20 protein-coding genes are annotated in these 22,712 nt (G+C 59.4%); 6 read left to right on the top strand and 14 right to left on the bottom strand.

Annotated elements, in window-relative coordinates; all coding sequences use genetic code 11:
• Nucleotides 1–167: 167 nt before the first annotated feature.
• Both mhpT and BW979_RS14980 read left to right on the top strand, forming a co-directional pair.
• A complete protein-coding gene (mhpT, locus tag BW979_RS14985) occupies nucleotides 168–1,445 on the top strand; it encodes a 3-(3-hydroxy-phenyl)propionate transporter MhpT (protein ID WP_076384177.1) in 1,278 nt (425 codons plus the stop codon).
• 156 nt (nucleotides 1,446–1,601) lie between these two features.
• On the top strand, nucleotides 1,602–1,793 hold the full coding sequence (locus BW979_RS14980) for a hypothetical protein (protein WP_076384175.1): 192 nt from the start codon (nucleotides 1,602–1,604) through the stop codon (nucleotides 1,791–1,793).
• On the opposite strand, the gene BW979_RS14975 is transcribed toward BW979_RS14980, so the two are convergent.
• Entirely contained in the window at nucleotides 1,790–2,746 is a 957-nt protein-coding gene (locus BW979_RS14975) for a threonine dehydratase (protein ID WP_076384173.1), read from the bottom strand. The genes BW979_RS14980 and BW979_RS14975 overlap by 4 nt on opposite strands.
• A gap of 97 nt (nucleotides 2,747–2,843) precedes the next feature.
• On the opposite strand from BW979_RS14975, the gene BW979_RS14970 reads away from it, so the two are divergent.
• The gene (locus tag BW979_RS14970) at nucleotides 2,844–3,647 is read left to right on the top strand and encodes a helix-turn-helix domain-containing protein (protein ID WP_076384171.1); all 804 of its coding nucleotides are present in this window, start codon (nucleotides 2,844–2,846) and stop codon (nucleotides 3,645–3,647) included.
• Here BW979_RS14970 and BW979_RS14965 read toward each other — a convergent pair.
• From BW979_RS14965 to BW979_RS14935, 7 genes are all read right to left on the bottom strand, one after another.
• Entirely contained in the window at nucleotides 3,644–4,528 is an 885-nt protein-coding gene (locus tag BW979_RS14965; RefSeq protein WP_076384169.1) for a universal stress protein, read from the bottom strand. The two genes, BW979_RS14970 and BW979_RS14965, sit on opposite strands and share 4 nt — an antisense overlap.
• 198 nt (nucleotides 4,529–4,726) lie before the next feature.
• Nucleotides 4,727–5,731 (bottom strand): universal stress protein, encoded by a 1,005-nt coding sequence (locus tag BW979_RS14960; RefSeq protein WP_083714395.1) that lies wholly within the window; start codon nucleotides 5,729–5,731, stop codon nucleotides 4,727–4,729.
• Nucleotides 5,728–6,186: a hypothetical protein gene (locus tag BW979_RS14955; protein ID WP_076384167.1), complete on the bottom strand. Its 459-nt coding sequence runs from the start codon at nucleotides 6,184–6,186 to the stop codon at nucleotides 5,728–5,730. The genes BW979_RS14960 and BW979_RS14955 overlap by 4 nt, the downstream gene beginning before the upstream one ends.
• Before the next feature lie 232 nt (nucleotides 6,187–6,418).
• Nucleotides 6,419–7,672 (bottom strand): OprD family porin, encoded by a 1,254-nt coding sequence (locus BW979_RS14950; protein ID WP_076384165.1) that lies wholly within the window; start codon nucleotides 7,670–7,672, stop codon nucleotides 6,419–6,421.
• An 88-nt stretch (nucleotides 7,673–7,760) separates the two neighbouring features.
• A complete protein-coding gene (locus BW979_RS14945) occupies nucleotides 7,761–9,065 on the bottom strand; it encodes a CitMHS family transporter (RefSeq protein WP_047225552.1) in 1,305 nt (434 codons plus the stop codon).
• 140 nt (nucleotides 9,066–9,205) lie between these two features.
• On the bottom strand, nucleotides 9,206–10,531 hold the full coding sequence (locus BW979_RS14940) for a dicarboxylate/amino acid:cation symporter (protein WP_047225551.1): 1,326 nt from the start codon (nucleotides 10,529–10,531) through the stop codon (nucleotides 9,206–9,208).
• Between the two features lie 41 nt (nucleotides 10,532–10,572).
• Nucleotides 10,573–11,655 (bottom strand): 4-oxalomesaconate tautomerase, encoded by a 1,083-nt coding sequence (locus BW979_RS14935; protein ID WP_047225550.1) that lies wholly within the window; start codon nucleotides 11,653–11,655, stop codon nucleotides 10,573–10,575.
• A 168-nt stretch (nucleotides 11,656–11,823) separates the two neighbouring features.
• Here BW979_RS14935 and BW979_RS14930 point away from each other — a divergent pair, with 168 nt between their 5' ends.
• Nucleotides 11,824–12,714 (top strand): LysR family transcriptional regulator, encoded by an 891-nt coding sequence (locus BW979_RS14930; RefSeq protein ID WP_047225549.1) that lies wholly within the window; start codon nucleotides 11,824–11,826, stop codon nucleotides 12,712–12,714.
• A 45-nt stretch (nucleotides 12,715–12,759) separates the two neighbouring features.
• Here BW979_RS14930 and BW979_RS14925 read toward each other — a convergent pair whose 3' ends face one another.
• Entirely contained in the window at nucleotides 12,760–13,587 is an 828-nt protein-coding gene (locus BW979_RS14925; protein ID WP_076384163.1) for an SDR family oxidoreductase, read from the bottom strand.
• Nucleotides 13,588–13,698: 111 nt separating this feature from the next.
• Here BW979_RS14925 and BW979_RS14920 point away from each other — a divergent pair, with 111 nt between their 5' ends.
• Nucleotides 13,699–14,595: a LysR family transcriptional regulator gene (locus tag BW979_RS14920; RefSeq protein WP_047225547.1), complete on the top strand. Its 897-nt coding sequence runs from the start codon at nucleotides 13,699–13,701 to the stop codon at nucleotides 14,593–14,595.
• 110 nt (nucleotides 14,596–14,705) lie between these two features.
• On the opposite strand, the gene BW979_RS14915 is transcribed toward BW979_RS14920, so the two are convergent.
• Nucleotides 14,706–15,398, bottom strand: a complete 693-nt coding sequence (locus BW979_RS14915; RefSeq protein ID WP_047225546.1) for a type 1 glutamine amidotransferase domain-containing protein — start codon at nucleotides 15,396–15,398, stop codon at nucleotides 14,706–14,708.
• Between the two features lie 303 nt (nucleotides 15,399–15,701).
• Between BW979_RS14915 and BW979_RS14910 the strand changes: the two genes are divergently transcribed.
• Nucleotides 15,702–16,328, top strand: a complete 627-nt coding sequence (locus BW979_RS14910) for a LysE family translocator (RefSeq protein WP_076384161.1) — start codon at nucleotides 15,702–15,704, stop codon at nucleotides 16,326–16,328.
• Between the two features lie 17 nt (nucleotides 16,329–16,345).
• Here BW979_RS14910 and BW979_RS14905 read toward each other — a convergent pair whose 3' ends face one another.
• From BW979_RS14905 to BW979_RS14890, 4 genes are all read right to left on the bottom strand, one after another.
• Nucleotides 16,346–19,240 carry a bifunctional diguanylate cyclase/phosphodiesterase gene (locus BW979_RS14905; protein WP_076384158.1) on the bottom strand — a complete coding sequence of 965 codons (2,895 nt, stop codon included), beginning with the start codon at nucleotides 19,238–19,240 and terminating at the stop codon, nucleotides 16,346–16,348.
• A gap of 239 nt (nucleotides 19,241–19,479) precedes the next feature.
• Nucleotides 19,480–21,090, bottom strand: a complete 1,611-nt coding sequence (locus tag BW979_RS14900) for a gamma-glutamyltransferase family protein (protein ID WP_047225543.1) — start codon at nucleotides 21,088–21,090, stop codon at nucleotides 19,480–19,482.
• A gap of 61 nt (nucleotides 21,091–21,151) precedes the next feature.
• The gene (locus BW979_RS14895; RefSeq protein ID WP_047225542.1) at nucleotides 21,152–21,931 is read right to left on the bottom strand and encodes an amino acid ABC transporter ATP-binding protein; all 780 of its coding nucleotides are present in this window, start codon (nucleotides 21,929–21,931) and stop codon (nucleotides 21,152–21,154) included.
• A 2-nt stretch (nucleotides 21,932–21,933) separates the two neighbouring features.
• Nucleotides 21,934–22,710, bottom strand: coding sequence for an amino acid ABC transporter permease (locus tag BW979_RS14890; protein ID WP_047225541.1), 777 nt, complete (start codon nucleotides 22,708–22,710; stop codon nucleotides 21,934–21,936).
• Between the last annotated feature and the right edge of the window lie 2 nt (nucleotides 22,711–22,712).

The following is a 22,712-nucleotide window of genomic DNA, read 5'->3' as shown; positions in this document are numbered from 1 at the left end:
GGCCGATAATCGAACATTAATATTCGTATCTATTTCCAAGAAAACCTAAAAAACACAGGACATCCTGTTGATTTGAATAGGTTTATGTCGATGCATTTGGACATTTTCCGTTAGCGTTCACTTTTTAGTTATCTTTGTTAATCTTAATTGCGGCTTTGCATTGCTGGATGCGAGCAAGCCTGCGTGCGCCCGTCAGCACACTCACAAAAACAATAAAGAGGTTTGCCATGGACACTCCATCACGTCGCACGACGCTGACTATTGCCCTGTGTTTTATCGTCGCTCTGATTGAAGGCTTTGACCTGCAAGCGGCCGGCACTGCCGCCGCAGGGTTGCGTCAGACCTTTGCCCTGGACCCGAAAATGATGGGTTGGGTGTTCAGTGCCGGCATCATCGGTTTGCTGCCGGGCGCCTTCTTCGGTGGCTGGATTGCCGATCGCATCGGTCGCAAGAAAATCCTCATCGCAGCGGTGCTGCTGTTTGGCGTGTTCTCGCTCAGCACCGCCTACGTCAGCTCTTTCTCCGGCCTGCTGCTGGTGCGTTTCATGACTGGCCTGGGCCTGGGCGCCGCCCTGCCCAACCTGATCGCCCTGTGTGCCGAAGCCGTGGGAGAGCAACGTCGCGGTACGGCCATCAGCATCATGTATGCCGGCGTGCCATTGGGTGGGGCACTGGCGGCGGTGGTCGCCATGCTGTTTCCCGAACATTGGCAGACGACCTTCATCATCGGCGGCCTTGTCCCATTGCTGGTGGTGCCACTGATGATGGTGCTGCTGCCTGAATCCAACGCCTTTCGCCAACAACAAAACAGCGTCAACCCGACGCGCACTTCAACCGGCCAGGCCTTGTTCGGCGAAGGCCGCGCCAGCGTTACCCTGGCGTTATGGTTGAGCTACTTCTTCACCCTGACCGTGATGTACATGTTGCTCAACTGGCTGCCCTCGTTACTGCTGGAACAAGGTTTCAGCAAACCCCAGGCAGGCCTGGTACAGATGCTCTTCAATATCGGCGGCGCCCTCGGCTCCCTGCTCGGCGGAGTGTTGCTGGATCGCTGCAACGGCATCAAGGTGGTGCTGTTTGTGTACACCGGCTTGCTGGCAGCGCTGGGCGGGGTTGGCCTGTCCGTGGGCATCATCCCCATGGCCATCGCCGGTTTTGCCGCGGGGTTGTTTGTGATGGCTGCGCAATTGGTGCTTTACGCCTTGGCCCCGCCTTCCTACCCAACTTCAGTGCGCGCCACCGGCGTCGGCGCAGCGGTAGCGATCGGTCGTTTGGGCTCGGTGGCCGGGCCTTTGGCGGCCGGGCAGATTCTGGCGGCCGGAGCCGGCACCACCGGTGTCTTGCTGGCTACCTCGCCCGGTTTGGTAATTGCAGCATTGACGATCATCAGCGTCATTGCCCGCTCGACTTCGTTGAACGTGTCGATGAATAAGGCCAAGGCCTGAGGCCATCCGAGCGGCGTAGGTAAACAGGTGCTGTTGTGGGGGCTCAAGATGAAGCTGTTTCAAAGGCGTCAATTCCTGACTTTATCGTCTGCAATAATCTCGAACTCATTCCATACCCCTGCCTCTAATGTGTAGATCAACAGAGGTAACGCGATTATGAACAGCGATAACGGCATCGAATCAGAAGCAACCTCGAGTACCCCGCCGACCGACACATCTGGCAAACCGGTCGAGAAGAATCTTGAGGACAGCGCTACGCCCCCCTCAACTCAAACCAAGGAGCAGGAAGCAGAGGAACTCAGTCGAAAAATCGCGGAGATAGAGCGCAAGGTGGCTGACGGCCACTAACCGATTACGCCCGCATACACCGTTCGATCGACATTGCCACCCGACAGAATCACCCCCACTGCCTCCCCCGCCCGAGCTTCACGTTCCTGAATAAGCGCCGCCAAGGCGGCGGCTCCGGCTCCTTCGGCGAGGTTATGGGTGTCGGTGTAATAGACGCGCATGGCCTCGGCAATTTCCTGCTCGCTGACCGCTACGATCCGTGCGGCCCCGGCTGCGTAGAGGGCGAAGGCCGCGGGAATCGGTTTGCGCACGGCCAGGCCATCGGCGAAGGTATTTGCCGAAGCGGTTTCGTGTATTTGACCCGCCTCAAAAGATAACTTTGCCGCCGCGGCTTCACTGGACACCACGCCCACCACCTGGGTTTTCAGACCCAGCGCGTCGCGGGCGGCGATCACGCCACAAATGCCCGATCCGCAGCCAATCGGCACGTAGACGGTATCGAGATGCGGCGCGGCAGTGAACAGTTCCAGGGCGTAAGTGGCCACGCCTTTGACCAGTTCCGTGTGAAACGGTGGCACCAGGAACAGGTCATGCGCTTGCGCCAAACGGGCGGCCTCTTCACGGGCCTCATCAAAATCCCGCCCACACTCAATGACTTCGCCGCCAAAGCCGCGCATGGCATTGTTCTTTTCCACCGAGTTGCCCTGCGGCACGACAATCAACGCCTTCAAACCCAGCGCGCTCGCCGCCAGCGCCAGGCTCTGGCCATGATTGCCGCGGGTGGCGGTGACGATGCCCTTCGCACCGGGATGTTCACGTTTGAGCCAATGCATGAAGGTGATGCCGCCGCGTATCTTGAAAGCGCCGGTGGGAGTGTGGTTCTCGTGCTTGACCCACACCGTGCAGCCCAGCCGCTGAGCTAGCAAGGGCCAGGCATACTGGGCGGTGGCGGGCATCACCTGGTACACATGGCGAGCCGCCTGTTCAATATCGTCACGAGTCAGTCGGTACATGAAGCTATCTCCCTGAGTGGTTAGCCAGTCTAGGCATCGCCGCCGTGGGTCGGCTTTCAAAAAACCGACCTGACTTTTGCGCCGCTTCTTCACTACTATGGCGCTCATGAACCATCAAAACCGCCTACAGCCATCGCCCTTGTCTGAACCGGTCCGCCGTGTCGAGACTGGGCCCTGGGCGATCGAATTGTTGCCCAGCGCCGCTTACTCGACCCGCTATGTGGCGGCCCAGGCCTCCATCGGGTTTGCCTTCGACAGCCAGCGCGGCCTGCACGCCTTGGGCAGCGACCGGGTGCATCCTTTCGAGGCCATGCCCAACGGCCTGGCATTCGTTCCCGCCGGCTGCGACGTGTTCTCCGAGTCGCTCATGGGCGGTGAATACCTGCGCGTAACGCGGACCGACGGTATCCCCCTGAGCGGGGATCGCCCATTCAACAATCACATCGATCAACAGGCCATTGACCTCGCGCTGCGAATGCGCGGCGCGCTGTTACGTGCCTGCGTGGAAGATGACTGGGAAACCTGGGCCTTGGCGCTGGCGCAACGGGCAACCGGTGATAGCGCGTTGTCGACACCGGACCAAGGCGCTATCACTCCCCGGCGCATGCGCCTGCTTGATGAGTTTATCGAAGCAAATCTTGAAGGGCCGCTGGGCGTGTCAGCGATGGCAGGTTTGCTGGGGTTGTCCGAAGGATATTTCATGCGGGCCTTCAAGCTCGCCACGGGCAAAAGCCCGCACAGCTACCTGATCGACCGGCGTCTGGCCAAGGCCCGGGCACTGATGCGTGATTCCACCGCCAGGCTGTCGGAAATCGCCCTCGCCTGCGGGTTCAATTCCCAGGCGCACATGGCAACCACGTTCAAGCAACGGCTCGGGGTGAGCCCGATGCAGTTGCGCTAGACCGCCAAAACACTGCAAGGCACCTGATACAAGATATGCTCGGTGGTGCTGCCAAGCAGTTTCTCTCCGCCTGGATCCTGGACTCTGCCCATCACGATGACATCCATGTGATGTGTGTTGGCAAACTCACTCAGCGCCGCAACCGGGTGTCCCAGAACGAAATGCCTGCGGCCAGGCGGAACGTTGTATCGACTGGCCAGTTTCAGAAACGATTGTTCCAACGCTTTGCGCTGCCATCGGGTCAGCTCCGACAGCGTTAAGCCTGGGTCTGACGCCTGGTAGTCTTGGGATATGTCGTAGGCATACAGCAAGTGCAGTTCAGCATCACACTGTTCGGCGAGACTGCAGGCCTGGCGAATAACGCGATCATTGAGTTCATTTTGTCCAGGCTCGGCCAGCGACGCCTCTACCGCCGCCACGACCTTGCACGGCAAGGCAGGTCGAACCCCGCCCACCAGATACACCGGTACCGGTGAGTAACGCAGCAGGTGCCAGTCCAACGGGGTGAAAAAAGCACGCTTGAGCACCGACTCATGTTGGATTTCCTTGATCAACAGGTCAGGCTGCAATTCGCTGAAGTGGTCCAGGATGTCCTTTTCCATGTCATCAGCCCACGCCAGCTCGGTGGTCACATCGACCCCTCTGGCATGTAGCTTTTTCGCCTGTTCCCCCAACCAGTCGCGGTGGTCCTGCAGGTAACGCTCGCGTGTCTTTTCACGGTCACCCTCTTCAAGCAGCGACAACAGGTTCAAGGCAGGAATCAACGCCGCTATATGCAAGCGTGCAGCGCTGGCCTTGGCAAGCGCTGCGGCATGGTCGATCACCGGAGAATGGCGCAGGGCCAGGTGGGTGATGAGTAACAGCTGTTGATACCGGCCCATGATCTGCCTCCAGACAGGTGAAACTCAACCTCTGCCACTGCCAGCTACACATTCAGCCGTGACATCTGCGCCGGATCGGGCACCAGCGCCATTTCAGACTGCGCCGTCGGAAGGTGCCTGACGTTGATAAATATCAACCGGAGCAAGGCTGCCGTTCTTCACGCCGCCGGCAGGCCACAGCGGCATAGAGGCAGCGGTCTAACCGTATCGTTTGGCCTGCTGCGGCGCTGCGTCGGCTGGCAACTTGATCATCAGGACGCTGCACATGGGGTCTTCGAGTATCCCTTCAGCTGTCAAGCCGATATCAGAGGCCTGCGTATGATGATCGGCCGCACCGATGACCAACAGGTTGTAAGCACTGCGCTGCAGATAAGCATGAATTGCATTCGCCGGAGCGCCGGGAATGAAGTGCCGATGCTGGCTGGCAATACCATGCTGGCTGGCCAAGGCATCGAACGCCTGTACCTGGGCCTCATAGAGGGACAGGTCACCGTGGCTGGCAGCGGCACAGTCGTAAACGCTGATCACGTGCAATGAGGCACCGCAGGCGTTTGCCAAGTGCCTGGCCGCCTCGATGAGCGAATGATTGTCGCGGTTTCCTTTCGCCTGTGACTCCATGTCAACCGCTACCAGAAACTTGCTGGGTGTCTGAATCGGGCCCGGCAACACATAAAGCACGGCAATCGGGCTGACGCTCAAGAGTTCCCAGTCCAGTGCTGACAAACCGCGCTGCGCCAGGCCTGGGCGTTCCTGGATGTCCTTGATGATCAAGTCCGCTTCAACACGCTGCGCATAGGCAACGCATTCGACTGCCGAGGAACTGGCGCATACCAGCTCTGGATGGACATCCACGCCTTTTTCCTGCAGGTGCGCACTTTCACTTTCCAGCCATTTGCGACGCGACGACATTAAGTTATCGCGCACGATGTCGGGCCTCTCGGTGACTGCATGGCCGGGCGGCTCTACACCGTGGGGCTCAGTGAACATCGCCACGTGCAGTGGGACGCCCAGGGCGCGTGCCAGATCGCCAGCATACTCCAATCCGGGAGAGTGAGCTGCCTGAGGGGGGGCAAGAAACAGTAAACGCAATGGATGAGTCATTTCACACCTCGGCATCCGATGATAAAAATGGCGTCCCTGCGCATTCCTGCTTGGGTGGACAGTTGCCGCATAGAGCGGCTCTTTAGTCCTGATGAACTTCATTCATGGGGTAAGCCCGTGGCCAGTTCGACATTCGGCACCCACAGGGCATCAATGCAGGCCGAAGCGTCCTTCTGCGTCACAGGTTCAAGGGCCAGCGGTTCAAGCAGGCCCCTGTCGACCAATGCCAGACGCATGATTCCGTTTTTGTCGAGAAGCGAACTTGCCAGACATTCACACAAGGAGCGCGGCAGCGCGTCTGGCAGCGGGCCTATATCGGCATTCTCCAGCTCAAGCTCATAACGCTCGGTACAGGTGTCTGCCAGATCCTGCATCGCATGGGTGGCGAAATACGACACCGTGAAATATCCCGAGGTCAGCACCGCCAGAATCGACAGCAAAATGGCTGCCTGACGTTTTCTCGAGCGTGTGCCCCGAAGATGCAAAAACCCGGGCAATGCGGATTTGCTCCGGTCCTGAACCACCTGCGCCCCGCTGATGGGTCTGTTGTTTGTCATGACCGTATCTCTGCCCCATGCTTATCAAAAGAATGGCGCCGATCAACGAATGCCGTTTGATCTGGATCAACCTCGTGCTGCTGTTTGCCATTTTTCTGGCTACAGCAACACGCGGTGGGCGTTCAGGAGTAGACCGTTGCAGGCTTGGTGGCCCTTGCTGGGCCACCCTGCCCGGCCCTGGAAAATCGACGATGACCGCCCACCCCTCCGCCATCAGGCGGGCGACGAACGATCACCAAAGGGCGATATCGTAGGTAAGGTAGATCCGGTTACTGTCCCGTCCCCTCGAGAATTCAGAGCGGTAGACGTAATTGCGCAGCTTCACGCCCAACCCTTTGAAGGAACCTTGCTGCACCACATAAGCCAGTTCAGCATCGCGCTCCCACTCTTTGATGGTGGTGTTGGACTCTCCATCGTCGCCGCTAAGGTAACGCGTGGAGAACGTCAGGCCGGGGACGCCCAGGGCCGCGAAGTTGTAGCCGTAGTTGAGCATCCATGTCTTCTCGTCTTCCTCTACGAACTTGCCTATGCCGGCGTTGCTGAAAGAATAAACGGACGCGCCGCTGATGTAGGGCAGCCCGGCGTCGCCCTTCAGTGTTTGATAGCCGCCGCCTACGGTATGGCCTGCGATAGCGTAAGTCAGCTGGCCGCTGAGCATATGGTTGTCGATTTTACCGCCATAGGCAGAACCGCTATCAGCGCTGCGGAAGTAGCGCAGATCACTGGTCAGCACGCCTGGGCCGAGCGGCAGATCATGTTGGACACCCGCAAAGTTCTGCCGATAGAAGTTCTCCAGTTCACCATGAAAGTAGCTGAGGCGAATCGTCTTGCCCAACTTGTAATCGGCACCGAGGTAACTGAAGTCCCCTGACTTATCGCCACTGTAGCCGTCTGGCACGATGGGCATACTGTCGCTCGAATCTCGCAACTTGAAACGATCAAGATAGCCGCCCGTCAGGCTAAGGTTATCAATGTCGGTGCTAGTGAACTGGCCGCCCTGGTAGGTCTGAGGCAGCAGTCGGGCATCGTTGTAAATGAGCACCGGCGTTTTAGGGAGCAACGTACCGTACTTGACGGTGGTCTTGGCAAATCGAGCCTTGGCGGTCATCCCGAAGCTCGCAAATTCATCGGCGGCACGACCGTCATCATGCACAGGCAGCAGGCCGGTGCCGCTACGACCGCGGCCGGAGTCGAGCTTGACCCCCAGCAGGCCCAAAGCATCAATACCCAAACCGAGGCTGCCGGTCGTGAATCCCGACTGATAATCAAGCAAAAAGCCTTGGCCCCATTCGGTGCGCTCGCTCTTGGCGGTCGTTGCCGCTCGCGCACTCATGCCATGTTCATCGCGGAAATTTTCATTGATGTAAACATTGCGCAATTGCAGCTTGAGTTTGCTGTCGTCGATAAAGCCTTGCGCATTGGCATTGGCCAGCGGCAACAAAGCCAGGAGAGTCAATAAAGCTCCACGGTTATAAACAGAGGTCATATCAAACTACTCATTGTTGTTATTTGGAATGCAGCTGACCGTCCGCCCCACTGGCATGGGGCGTCAGGTGTCAAAGAGGTTTGGAGAATCAGGAGAACAGACTGATTGCCCCAGTCAGCAAGGCCAACGCAGTCACGACCAGGGAAGTGAGCACCGCCCATTTGACGGTGGCTTTCTGGAAGTCGCCCAGATCACGGTCCACCATGCCGACCAGCAGCAGCGTCGAGGCCACCAGCGGACTCATCAGGTGTACCGGTTGGCCGAGAATGGAGGCCCGTGCAATCTCGACCGGATCAATGCCATAGGCCGCTGCGGCGTTGGCCAGGATCGGCACGACACCGAAGTAGTAGGCATCGTTGGACAGTACGAAGGTCAGCGGCATGCTGGTAATGGCAACCACCAACGGGAACAAATGGCCCCAGGATGGCGGGATCCAGTCGACCAGGGTTTGCGCCAGCGCATCGACCATTTTCGTCCCAGAGAAGATCCCGGCGAAGATACCCGCGGCAAACACCAGCAGAACCACGGTCATGGCGTTGCCCGAATGAGCGAGAATTCGTTCTTTCTGAATATCCAGTTGCGGATAGTTGATCATCAACGCCAGGACAAAACCGATCAGGAACAGGATCGCCGAGTGCATGAGGCCCATGACCAGCGCAACCATCACCGCCGTCACCAGCAGCAGGTTGACGTAGGCCAGTTTCGGGCGCTTGTGCGGCGTGTCTTCAATAATCGCCTTGATGTAGCAATTACCCCCACCGCTTTGCAGATGGGTGTTGCCGATGCGCTTGCGTTCGGCACGCCCCAGCAGAAACGCCGTGAACACCACCCACATCGCACCGCCGATCATGGTCGGCAGCAAAGGCACAAAATACTCACCGGCATCCAGGCCCAGCGCTGCGATCGCACGGGTCGCCGGGCCGCCCCAGGGCGTCATGCCGCTCATGATGCTCAACGAGAGCATGGAAATGGTCGCCAGGATCATCGGGTTCATGCCGATGCGCTTGTACAGCGGCAACATCGCTGCACAGGTGATCATGTACGTGGTCGTGCCGTCACCGTCCAGCGCCACCAACAGCGACAGCAGCGCCGTGCCCACGGCGATTTTCATCGGATCACCGTTAACTCGCTTGAGGATCTTGCGGATCAGCGGGTCGAACAGACCGGCATCGATCATCAGGCCGAAAAACAGAATTGCGAACAACAGCAGCGCCGCCGACGGCGCGACCATCTTCAAGCCGTCCAGCATCATCTTGCCGGTGGTACCGCCAAACCCGCCGATCACCGCGAAGACTATTGGCACCACCGTCAGGGCGACGATCGGTGACAAACGTTTGGTCATTATCAGGAAGGTGAAGACCACCACCATGGCCAAGCCAAGTAAAGCGAGCATAAGTCAGATCTCTTGTTGTTATGAGTAGCTTGACCGACATTCAGGCGCACGCCATCCCACTCGCCAGGCGACACTCGAATGATTGCCTGGCGCAGGTATTCAGGAAGATAACGCGGTGATGTCGGGTCAGCCGTGACCGGTTAGATGTGATTCGCGACCTTTGTGTCGTCCCAGGCGTGCTCCGTTGCCTGGATGTGCCTCGGGGAGGGTTTGCCATCCAGGGTCTGCAACAGCACATCGCGGTCGCAGGCATTCTCCGAGATGGAGATCACCACGGTCGCCACTGCGTTGCTCGCCAGGCTGGTCAGCGCCCGCGCCTCGGACATGAACCGGTCGATCCCGATCAACAGGGCCAAACCGGCCAGAGGAATATCGTGGATGACGGTCAGGGTCGAGGCCAACGCGACAAAGCCGCTGCCGGTAACACCTGCGGCGCCCTTGGAAGACAGCAACATGATCGCCAGCATGGTGATGACCTGGGTCAGCGTCAGGTCGATGTTGCAGGCCTGTGCAATGAAAATGGCCGCCAGCGACAGGTAGATCGCCGTGCCATCGAGGTTGAACGAGTAACCGGTTGGCAGCACCAGCCCCACGACTCCCTTCTTGCAACCCAGGGCCTGGAGCTTTTCCAACATCCGCGGCATCACCGGTTCAGTCGAAGAAGTGCCCAGCACCACCAGGAATTCCTCGCGCAGATAACGCAACAGCTTCCACAAACTGAAGCCGTGTGCACGGCAAATGCTGCCCAACACAACGAAGACGAAGAAGGCGCAAGCGACGTACAGGGTCATGATCAGCTTGGCCAGCGAGCCCAGCGACGTGATGCCGTACTGCCCGACAGTGAAGGCCAAGGCTCCGAAAGCGCCGATCGGAGCAAAACGCATCAGGTAGGAGAATATCTTGAACACCATGTGCGAAGCTGATTCCAGCACATCCAGCACTGGCTTGCCGCGCTCGCCCAAGGACGACAGGGCAAAGCCGCAGAGCACTGCGATAAACAGCACCGGCAGCACCTCGCCTTTATTGAAAGCGCCAATAAAGGTGTCGGGAATGATGTGCATGAAGAAGTCCACCACACTCAGCTTCGCAGCGGAGTCGGTGTATTGCGACAGGCCCTGGGTGCTCAACTGGGTCGGGTCTATGTTCATGCCTGCACCGGGCTTGAACAGGTAGACCGACACAAGGCCAATGATCAGGCTGATCACCGTCAGCGCCAGGAACAGCAGCATGGTCTTGCTCAACAAGCGCCCCAGCGAGCGCTTGTCACTCATGCCGGCGATGCCGGTGACAATCGTGCAGAACACCACCGGCGCGATCATCATCTTGATCAACTTGATGAAAGCATCACCCAGCGGCTTCAAGGCAATCGCCTGTTGCGACCAGAAGTGCCCGACCAGCACGCCCAGCAGCACGGCGCAGATGATCTGGAAGTAGAGCGATTTAACAACTTTCATGGCATCACCCATTTTTAGAATTGTTCTGATGCAAACGACAATGACTGCCTGGACTATCCGGCCAGCCGGTGTGAAGCGGTGGCGTAGACGAAACCTGAGAAAAGCCGGCGGGCGGTACGCACCACCGAGGCACGAATGGTCTCACCCTTTTCGCCGGTATAGGACAGCACGACATCGATACCGCCGCTTGGGTGCTCAATACGAACCTGCTGCAGACGCGGCTCGCTGATGCCGCCGAGCAACTGCGCCACTACGCTGCCTTCAGTCACGCAAGCGGTAGCCAGACCGATGGAGCCGGTGATCGCCAAGGCGCGATGACAGTTGTGCGGCATGAAATAGCGCACCTGGACCGTCCCGCCCGACTTGGCAGGAGACACCAGCACCGGCTTGGGGATGACCTTGTCACTGACATCACCCAGGCCCATGGCCAGGCCGGCTTTGAGTCGCAGGGACTCCAGGCGTTGCAGGAACGCTTTATCGGCGTCCAGTTCAGCGGGGCTTTCATCGCCGCGCTTGCCAAGCTGACTGGCCTCGACGATCAGCATCGGCATCGCCATGTCGATACAGGTCACCGGGATACCATCGATCAGGTCCAGCGATTGCCCCGTCGGGAAGAGCTTGCCGGTCTTGCTGCCAGCCGCATCCAGAAAGGTCAGTTGCACCGGAGCCGCCGTGCCAGGCACGCCGTCGATGGCGGTGTCCCCTTCATAGCTGACCTTGCCCTCAGGGGTTTGCACCTCTGAATTTACGAAGGTCCCGGTATTGAGGTTGCGGATCCGCACGCGGGTCAGATCGCCGGAAGGCTTGACCAGCCCCTGCTCGATGGCGAACGGGCCGACGGCGCACAGCATATTGCCGCAGTTGGGCGCGGTATCGACCCGGCGCTGGGAAACCATGACCTGGACGAACAGATAGTCGACATCCGCGTCCGGGTGCAACGATGGGCTGACGATTGCCACTTTGCTGGTTTGCGGGCTGCCGCCACCGATGCCGTCGATTTCCAGCTCATGGCCGGACCCCATCAGGTTGAGCAGCAGCTCATCACGTTCGGCGATGGCACTGGGCAGGTCCCAGGCAAGAAATACGGGCCCTTTGGAAGTACCACCGCGCATCAGCACACAAGGAATTCGCTGCATGAACACTAACTCTTGTTGATCAATCTGGATAATTGATGTTCTGGACACAAGAGTGGCAGGGTTCTAAAAGTGTTTCCAATGCAAAGATCAGAGCAATTATTGCGTTTCACGAATGAATTAATTTACGATGATTTCCCAGCGCATCGCTCTTGCCCGGTGAGAAAGAACATGGAATACGAGCTTCAGGACATACGATCTTTCGTGAAAATCGCTGAACTAGGCAGTTTTCATGAAGCCGCCGATGCGTTGCATCTCTCTCAACCGGCCCTGAGCCGGCGCATGAAAAAACTCGAGGAAGGCCTGGGGACCGCCTTGCTGGATCGCACCACCCGCAAGGTCAGCCTGACGAGCGTCGGGCGCGATTTCCTGCCCAAGGCGCGGCGCTTGCTGGATGATTTCGACGACTCGATTCTCAATATTCGCGAACTGGCGGAGCGCCAGATCGGTCGGGTGACCTTGGCCTGCATCCCCACCGCGGCCTTCTATTTCCTGCCTTCGGTGATCCGCCTCTATAACGAGCGCTACCCCAAAATCCGCATCCGCCTGCTCGACCTCAGCGCAAACGAAGGGCTCGAGGCGGTACTGCGTGGCGAAGCCGATTTCGGTATCAATATGATGAGTGGCCAGCACCCGGATATCGAGTTCGTGCCATTGGTCAACGAACCTTTCGTTTTAGCTTGTCGACGCGACCATGAACTGGCCAGACGCAGCTCGGTAAGCTGGTCTGAGCTCAGCGATTACCGACTGATCGGTGTCGGTCGTCTCAGCGGCAACCGAATGCTGCTGGACCACGCCTTGTCGGGTTTGAGCTGGCGTCCGCAGTGGTTCTACGAAGTGCAGCACTTGTCTACATCGTTGGGGTTGGTCGAGGCCGGCCTCGGGGTGTCGGCCATGCCCAGCCTCGCAATGCCAGCCGAGGATCACCCGACATTGGTCAGCGTGCCGTTGATTGATCCGGTGGTAAACCGATCGCTGGGCCTGGTCTATCGAAGGGGCGCATCGCTCTCCCCGGCCGCGGAAAAATTTGTCTCGATATTGCTTGAACAATGGGAACACTGATTTTTCGGGGTCCATGATCAGGACTGGATGAGAAACGGGCCGAGCTCAGTCAACCTCCGTGCTCATTGCAAGCGCTTGATATTGCTCCAGCTCAGCCAGCCGTTGGACCAGGGCATTGCGAACACGCTCGTAAGCCCCGCTGCCTAGCAGTAGACGCCTGGGTGCGGGATCGACGTCGACAATCTCGAGCATGATCCTGGCCATTTTCTGCGGGTCTCCGGTAAGCGGGAAAGTACCCTCGGCGATTGCTTTACGCACTTCACCGGCAGGCGTTTGCTCGTACTCAGCCATCGCGGGCGGACGAACCAGCGCGGCGCCGAAATTAGTTCGTGTCGGGCCCGGCTCTACCAGGGTGAACTCGATCCCAAAAGGCGCAACCTCCAGAGCGACCGACTCAACGAATCCCTCAATGGCCCATTTGCTTGCGTGGTAAAGGCTGAAGTTCGGGTAAGCGAGCTGCCCGCCCTCCGAGGACACTTGAAGAATTCGACCGCCCCCCTGTTTGCGCAGAAACGGTAGGCAGGCACGGATGAGTTGAATAGAACCGAGCAGATTCGTTTGCAACTGCTGGTCGATCTGTTCATCGCTGGCTTCCTCCGCCGCACCAAACAACGCGTAGCCCGCACTGCTCACCACAACATCAATACGTCCTAGCTCGGTGAACGCCTGATGAACCACAGCGCGGATGGCCAATGCGTCGTTTACATCGAGCAACGCTGTCCACAGTTGCTCGCCGTAGCGTGTCTTCAAGTGACTCAAGGCCTGAGGCTTACGCAAAGTAGCCGCCACACGGTCCCCCCGTTCCAGCAATTGTTCGACCACCGCCAGACCAATGCCGGACGAACTTCCAGTCACTAACCAAGTTTTGCTCATGTGCTTGATCTCCGAATGAAGGGTGAGTTGCCATCGATGTGAGACCAAACTACGTCAGCCGGACTGCTGCTACTATGGGGCAGAATTCGGATGAGCTAATGAAATATAGCCATGAATCAATTGCCCCTTTCGCTTGCCGATTTACGCGCGCTGACCCGCATCGTTGCTCATCGCAGCTTTCGTAAAGCGGCCGATGAGTTGGGCCTGTCAGCCTCTACCCTGAGTCATATGATGAAAACGCTGGAGGCCGGTCTTGGGGTGCGTTTGCTGCACCGCACCACGCGCAGCGTTTCACCGACGGCAGCGGGAGAGCGTCTGCTAAGACGACTGGCGCCTGTGTTGCGCGAATTCGAGCTGGCGATTGAGGAAGTCAATGAATACCGGGATCTTCCCAGCGGCACTTTACGGATCAATGCCAGCGAACAGGCCGCGCGCGTTTTGATGAAAGCTGCCCTTCCGATATTCCTGGAACGCTTCCCCCAGATGTCGGTTGACCTCGTGACCGAGGGCCGTCTGATCGATATCGTAGCCGAGGGCTTCGACGCCGGTATCCGTTTAGGTGAAGCGATCCCCCAAGACATGATCGCCGTGCCGATAGGAACGGATACGCGATTTATTACCGTGGCGTCCCCCCAATACCTGAAGACTCATCCTGTCCCCCTTACGCCGGATGATCTGCCAGGACATCAATGCATCTGCATCCGGATGCCCAGTGGTAAACCTTATAGATGGGAATTCTCCAGGAACGGACAATCCTTGGTCATCGAGCCCAAAGGACAGCTAACCCTCGATAATGCCGAAATCATGGTCGATGCAGCCATATCCGGGCTCGGCATCGCTTACGTGCCAGAGCAGACGGTATCGCAACCTTTGGCAGACGCCCGTCTGGTCGAGGTCCTCGCGGATTGGTGCCCCAGGATTCCTGGGCTGTTTCTGTATTATCCGGGGCACCGCTATATCCCATCAGGCTTGCAGGCCTTCATCGAGGTCTTGCGCGAGTCTCATTGATTGTCCGCGACTGTGCATTCGAACATAACGGCATGCGCCCTTGCGAGGTGAACGCGCGACGGCCTCAAGGCCGACGCGTCGGTTGCGATCCGGCCCTTGTTTGAGCTGACTCAAGCCTTCTGCTCTTGCTGCAAGCGCTTGAGCAGCGCGTTGGCGGCGGCTTCGGAAGAAGCCGGGTTCTGGCCGGTGATCAGATGGCCATCCTCGACCACGTAACTCGCCCAGTCTGCCGCCTTTGAATACTCGCCACCTCTGGCTTTGAGCATGTCCTCCACCAGAAATGGCACCACCTGGGTCAATCCCACGGCCTCTTCTTCAGAGTTGGTGAACCCGGTCACTTTCTTGCCCTTGACCACTGGATGGCCATCCGGCGCGTTGACGTTCTTGAGCACCCCAGGCGCGTGACAGACGGCCGCGATGGGTTTATTCGCGGCGTAAAAGGCTTCGAGGAGGGTCTTGGAATCAGTGTCCTCGGCCAGATCCCACAGCGGCCCATGACCTCCGGGATAGAACACGGCATCGAAGTCGTAGGGATCAATTTCGCCCAGCGGCACCGTGTCGGCCAACGCTGCCTGGGCCCGGGTATCGGCGCTGAAGCGGCGAGTGGCGTCCGTCTGGGCCTGTTCCTCGTCGCTCTTGGGGTCCAGCGGCGGTTGCCCTCCCTTTGGTGAGGCGAGCGTAACCGTCACTTTGGCGTCGACAAACACGTAATAGGGCGCGGCGAATTCTTCCAGCCAAAACCCCGTTTTCTTGCCGGTGTCACCCAACTGATCGTGGGACGTCAGGACCATTAGAATGTTCATGTAAACCTATCCTCCAAGTCGGAATGAGCGGCGTATGTTCGCCCTGCATTACGTCAGAGGCCGCGTGGTAGCAGACGTTCAAGTGGGTGAAGCGAATCCTCATGAAACGGTCGTTGATCCCAGCGTTACTCCCCCCATCAGCCCCGCTGCCGAGGAGTTCGGGGCCCGTTATTGAGTTGCCGAACCGGTTCACCGCTGCTAGAAATGAAAGACCTTGGCCTTGTCTCTGCCAGCGCCACAATCCAGGACAGCCTCGCGGACATCATCCGTTGACCCCATTCATACCTCACAGGGAGCTTCACCGTGTTTCCGATGGATATCTGGTTCACCTACACCGCAGCCTGCGTGCTGCTGGTCTTGTCACCCGGTCCTGACAATCTGCTGGCCATAGGACGGGGGCTGAGCCAGGGTCGCCTGGCCGCCATCGTGTCCGGCCTGTCGTCTGGGCTGGGCATTTTGTTTCACGTCACCACCGCCTCGTTGGGGCTGACGCTGTTGATCCAGACCTCGACGGTTGCCTTCTGGGTCGTCAAATTGGTAGGGGCGGCCTATCTGGTCTGGCTCGGGATCAAGGTGCTGCGCTCCAGAAGCCTGATAACCTTCGCGCCCGCCGCACGACAGCCACTGCGAAGCATTTTGCTTACAGGCTTTCTTTCGGCGGCGCTAAACCCCAAACCCGGGTTGTTCGTCCTGGCGTTCATCCCTCAATTCATCAACCCCGCGCTCGGCTCGGTCACCGTACAGATGCTGGTCTACGGGTTCTGGTTCGCCCTGCTGACGGCCGTGGGGTTCTCGTTGATGGGGGTCTTCGCCACGCGCCTGTCGCAATACATCTGTCAGCGCCCTCGCCTTGCCAACGGACTGAACCTGGGCGCGGGATTGACCTTCATCGTCTCAGGCCTGTCCATCGCCGCCCTCAGGCAGAAATAACCGCCCGTTCCACGCACCTAGCCACCAACCAGCGAAGTCGCCAGCAATGCCTCCAGCCCCATCGGCTTGGCGAAATAATAACCTTGGGCCTGCCCTGCCCCCATCTCCCGCAGCAAGAGCAACGTCGCTTCATCTTCGACACCTTCGGCCACCACGCTAAGGTCCAGTGATTCGGCCATACGCACGATCGCCCGGACGATCGCGCGACTGCGGGGGCTGGTGGTCAGTTCGAAAATGAACGACTTGTCGATCTTCAAACCGCTGAAACGGTATTGATGCACATAGCTCAGGGAGGAAAATCCTGCGCCAAAGTCATCGAGCACCACCGACATGCCGTTGTCGGCCAATTGCTGCATGGTCAGTCGGGCAATGGCGGGCTCGGCCACCAGCGCACCTTCGGTCAACTCCAGGCAGATCCGCGACGGCGCGACGTTGTAACGGGCCAACAGTGCCAGCACATCATCGGCAAAATCCGGGCGCGTCATGCTGTAGCTGGAGCAATTGACATGCACCGGTGGCCAATTGGCGTGTTGCGGTAGTGCGAGGATCGCCACGATGCTGGTGAGCATGTACAGATCCAGTCGACCGATCAGACGCAACCCCTCGACATCGGGCAGAAACTCGCCCGGCGCGATGATCCGGCCACCCGGTTGATGCCAGCGGATCAGCGCTTCAAGGGCCACCAGCTCGCCGCTTTCGACGCTGACAATCGGCTGGAAATACGGCAGCAGTTCGTCGGTACGCTTGAGCGCATTGCGCAGGTGCCCTTCACGCTCAACCTGGTCCGAGACTTCACGACGCACTTCCTGGTTGAACACCGCGTAACTGTCGCGCCCGGCATTCTTGACCCGGTACATCGCCGCATCGGCATCGCGCAGCAAGTCCGCGGGTTCGTGGTGAAACTGACTGTCGGCGCTGACAATACCGATGCTGCAAGACGAAAACACTTCGTGGCCATTGATGAGAAACGGCAGGTCGAACACCGACAGAATCCGCTCGGCGATTTCGATCACCGCCTCCAGTGTCGCCTCGGGCGCCAGCACTGAAAACTCATCGCCCCCCAGGCGGGCCAGCATGTCGGTGTCACGCAGGCAACTGCGCAAGCGGTGGGCGGCCTGCATCAACAGCAAATCGCCAAAATGGTGGCCGAAGCTGTCGTTGACCATCTTGAAGCGGTCGAGGTCGATGAACATCACCGACAGTTGCCCGCCTTCGCTCTCGAACCGCGCCCAGGCCACATTGAGGCGCTGCTGCAGGTAGGAGCGATTCGGCAGCCCGGTCAGCGCATCATGGGCGTTTTCGTGTTGCAGCTTGGCGTTGGCGTGATCCAGTTCGCGGGTGCGGTCCTGCACCCTGGCTTCGAGCTTGAGGTTGGCGGCATGGATCGCTTCTGCGGCCGTGCGGCGCGACAATGCCGTATCAATGTGCCGTGACACGAACGTCAGCAGTTCCTGGTCGCGCAAGGTGTAGCGCACCTGGGAGGTATAGCTTTGCACCGCCAGCACACCCCGTACCACATCGCCATCGAACAACGGAATGCCCAGCCAGGAATGGAAGCGGACCGACTCGTAGGCCACTTCGAGTTCACCCTGTGCAGACAACCGATCCGCGTCGAAAGGATCAATCAGGCAAGGACGACGCTGGCGGATAACGTACTCAGTCAGGCCCCGGCACCCACGGCGTGCCTCAGGCAGGGTGGTTTTGCGCTCATCGACATAATACGGAAAGGTCACTTCACCGATCGCGTCGTCGAACAGCGCGATGTAGAAGTTCTCCGCGAACAGCAGATCCCCGACAATGCCATGCAAGGTCTGGAACAGCTCCGCCATGTCGCCAGGCTGGCTCGACAGTTCTGCAATCTGAAATAGCGCACTCTGCAGGTGTTCGGCGCGCTCTCGATCTGCCACTTCCTGCCTCAGCGCGTCATTGACTGCCGACAGTTCCAGCGTGCGACGCATCACCGTCTCTTCCATGCCCTCACGGTGCAGAATCCGGTCCAGCGCCATGGCCACGTGCCGGGCCACCACCAGAAACAGCGCGCGGTCTTCGGCGCTGTAGGTGCGTGCAACGTCGTAGACCTGCATGGCAAGCATGCCAAACACTTCATCGGCGGCATTTTTCAGCGGAGCGCCCATCCAGAATTCGGGACGATCACCTACGCAATAGAAACGACCCTCGGCCTGAGCGGCGCAAATGCCGGCGGCATCGATCAGCAACGGCTGGCCCGAGGTCAGCACCTGGCCGGTCAACGACAGACGCGAAGGGTCTAGGTATTCGTAGTGTTGGGACTCCACGGCATCGACGTCGATGATGTCGACGTAGTACGGGTAGTCGATTTTTCCGCTGTGGGGGTCATACAGCGCGAGATAAAAGTTCTCGGCATCGATCAGGCTGGCGAGCAGCCGATGAACCCCCACCAGGAACACGGAGCGGTCGCGGGTGGAACTGGCCAGGTAGGTAATTTCATACAGCACACGCTGAGTAATCTGGGCCCGGGCCAGGGTATTGGTCTGTACCTGGATGCCCAGGCATCGGGCAAACTCGGCGAGGGCCGGCTCCTCGGTATCGGTGACTGGCGCCAGTAGCCAACCCAGCACACTTTCGCCCCGACCGGTCGGCCAGCGGCACAACCGTCTGGTCCGGCAGAAGGTCTCGAACTCGGCGTTCGCAACGCTGGCCGGCCACTGTTGCCCTGGGTCGCCCTGCCCCAGCAGATGCAGTTGTTCACCGGCGCGATAAACCACCCACTGGGTGGTGTGGGCCCAGGTGCGCGCTGATTCCAGCAATTGTTCGATCGCGTCTTCCTTGCCAACGTATGCCATGCCGGCCGCATCCGGGTTTTCTTGCAGGTGAATTGCCACACCGTAATGGTTCGATGGCTGCGGGGGATCGCTCAATGGGCGAAAACTCATCAGCGCTCCCTGCGCCACAGTGGCGAGATTGAATGACTGATTGCCGGGCAATATGCCAGTGAGCCTTCGGTGTATAGCGTCCAGAGGGTTTTTTCAATCGTTTTTATTCACTTGAGTGCTATCACGACGCAATGAGTGTTTCATCGGTCATGGAGTGTTGCCTGCGGCGGCGCTCGTCCTCCCGGGTTCTCAACCATACGCCCCCGGGAGTCCCTGCAAGCACGGCCGGTTCATCGTGCCTACCACACAGCAATATGAGAATCCGCCCTGGGCTCGGTGCCGCCGCACAGGACACCGCTGACCGGGTCGCGGAGAATGATCTGGCCTCGTCCGTAATCAGTCCGGTCACTGGCGATCTGCACTTCATGACCGCGCCGCGCCAAGGCATTGGCCAAGTCGCCGGAGGCACCCTGCTCGATGCCAACTTTCATCTCACCAAGCCACTGCCAGCGCGGAGCGTCCAGCGCCGCTTGCGGGTTCAGGCCGAAGTCCACCAGGTTCATCACCATCTGCACATGGCCTTGGGGCTGCATGTAACCGCCCATCACGCCGAAAGGGCCAAGGGCCTGGCCATTCTGGGTGAGGAAACCAGGGATGATGGTGTGAAAAGTCTTCTTGCCCGGGACCAGGCAATTGGCGTGGCTCGGATCCAGGCTGAATTCCTGTCCGCGATTCTGCAAGGCAATCCCGCTGTCAGGCAGCACCACGCCAGAGCCAAATCCGTGGTAGTTGCTCTGGATGAACGAGACCATGTTGCCTTCCCCGTCAGCGGTCGCCAGGTACACCGTGCCGCTGGCGTGGGGATCGCCGGGTTTGGGTGCCTGGGCCTGTTCACTGATCTGGGCGCGACGGCAGGCGCTGTACTCCTCGCTCAACAGGTCAGTCACCGCCACACGCATGTGCAGAGGGTCGGTGATGTAGTGCAGGCCGTCGCTGTAGGCCAACTTCATGGCCTCCAGTTGGCGATGCCAGGTCTGCTGGCTGTCGCGGTGATCGAAGCTGAAGCCCTCCAGTATTTTCAGCGCCATCAAGGCCACCAGCCCCTGTCCGCTCGGCGGGATTTCCCAGACATCGACGCCTCGATAGTTGACGTGGATCGGTGCCACCCATTGGGCGCGATAATCCTGCAGGTCCGTGGCACGAAGGTAGCCGCCGCTGGCCCGGGAGTGGGCATCCAGGCGTTCGGCCAAGGCGCCGCGATACAGGCTCTCGCAGCGGGTGGCAGCCAATTCTTCAAGGGTACGGGCCTGGGCCGGGTTGCGGAAAATCTCCCCGGCCCGTGGTGCGCGACCGTCAATCAGAAAGGTCTGGAACCAGGCATCCAGGACCTGATCACGATGAGGCGTGAATTCGTTCAAAGCGATCTGCCATTGATGGGCAACCACCGGCGACAGCGCAAAACCGTCCCGCGCCAGGCTGATCGCCGGCTGCAGCAACACGGCAAAGGGCAGCTTGCCAAAGCGTTGCGACAACTCGGCCCAGGCCGATGGGCAACCCGGGACGGTTACCGGTGTCCAGCCATAGAGCGGCATCTGTTCATGACCGGCCGTCTTGACCGCCTCGATACTCAGGGCCGCCGGTGCATGGCCGTTGCCGTTGAGGCCATGTAACTGACCCTTGCACCAGACCAAGGCAAAAGCATCGCCACCGATGCCACAACCCGTGGGCTCGACCACCGTCAGCGCCGCCGCCGTGGCGATGGCCGCATCAATGGCGTTGCCGCCCTTTTGCATGATCTCGATGCCCGCTTGGGCAGCCAGAGGCTGGGACGCGGCGACCATGCCCCGGCGGGCAAAAACGCTCTGGCGTTGCGACGGATAAGGGTACTCGTGAGCAGAAAATTTCAGCATGGCAAAGACTCTTCAACACAAGGATTCATTGGCGGGACTCAGGGCGAACACCCTGGAACGGTCATAACACGCGACTGAGGAAAGCCCGAGTTCGCGGGTGCGTGGGATGGCTGAAGATCTGCTCCGGCGGGCCTTGCTCAATGAGTTCACCTTGGTCCAGCACCACCACACGGTCTGCCACTTCGCGGGCAAAGCCCATTTCATGGGTGACCACGACCATGGTCATGCCTTCCTCTGCCAACGCTTTCATCACTTGCAGCACCTCGCCAACGGTTTCCGGGTCGAGGGCGCTGGTGGGTTCGTCGAACAGCATGGCCTGGGGTTTCATCGCCAGGGCCCGGGCAATCGCCACCCGTTGCTGCTGGCCGCCGGAGAGCATCGACGGGTAGTGGTTGGCCTTGTCCGCCAGACCGACCCGCTCCAGCAGCTTGCGGGCCTGTTCCAGCGCCGCGGCGCGAGGCATCCCGAGCACCTGGATCGGCGCCTCGATGATGTTCTCCAGGGCCGTCATGTGGGGGAACAGGTTGAAGCGCTGAAACACCATGCCGATGTCCCGGCGCTGGCGGGCGATGTTGCGCTCCGACTCACGCACCAGGCTGCCGTCAGCCCGCTCGCGATAGCCCATGGCCCGGCCATTGACGCGGATGCGCCCGCCCTGGATGTCTTCCAGCAGATTGATGCAGCGGATAAAGGTGGTCTTGCCCGAGCCGGAGGCACCGATCAGCACCACCACTTCGCCGCGCCGTACTTGCAGGGATATGCCCTTGAGGATCTGCAGCTCGCCAAAGGACTTGTGCACATCCAGCGCCTCGATGATCAGCTCTTCACTTTTGTGCGCCATGGTTAACGTGCCCTCAGCAGGTTCAGGGTGCTGCGTCCGAACATCCGCGTCGACGCCGGCGGTGGTGACGAGGGTCGGTCCGATTGGCCGAAACGGGCTTCCAGCCAGCGCTGGAAAAAGCCCCAGAGAGTGGTCAACAAGAGGAAATAGATCGCCACCACCAGGTACAACTCGAACACCCGGAACGTCGCCGACGTGACCATCTGGGTACTGAGCAACAGCTCCTGTACGCCGATCACACTGACCAACGTGGTGTTCTTGAGCATCACGTTGAACTCGTTGCCCAGTGGCGGGACGATGACCCGGAACGCCTGGGGCAAGACAATGCGGCGCATCAGCTTGGCGAACGTCATGCCCAGGGAACGCCCGGCTTCGTACTGGCCCTTGTCCACCGCGCCGATGCCGGCCCGGATGATCTCGGCCATATAGGCACCTTCGTTGAGCCCCAGGGCAATGATCGCCGCCTGGATATTGCCGGGAATCACCAGGCCGAACAGATCGATGTCTTCGAAGCGGAAAATCCCCCCTGCCGCCAGTGCTGTATAGAGAAAGACAATCTGCACCAGCAACGGCGTGCCGCGCATCAGCCACACATAAAAACGCACCGGTAAATGCAGCAACGGATTGCTCGACAACCGTAGCAACGCCGCGGCCAGTCCCAGGAAGCAGCCCAGCAGCATCGCCAACACACTGATCACGCAGGTCAGCCAGAGCCCGGTGAGGTAAACATCACTGGGCTGCAACAGGTACTGCCAAAACACATCCCAATTGAAGTTCATCA

It is taken from the genome of Pseudomonas sp. A214 (genome assembly GCF_900156295.1).
Taxonomy (GTDB): Bacteria; Pseudomonadota; Gammaproteobacteria; order Pseudomonadales; family Pseudomonadaceae; genus Aquipseudomonas; species Aquipseudomonas rhizophila.
Note: the sequence above shows the minus strand (reverse complement) of the source record. Positions and strands in the feature narration are given on the sequence as shown.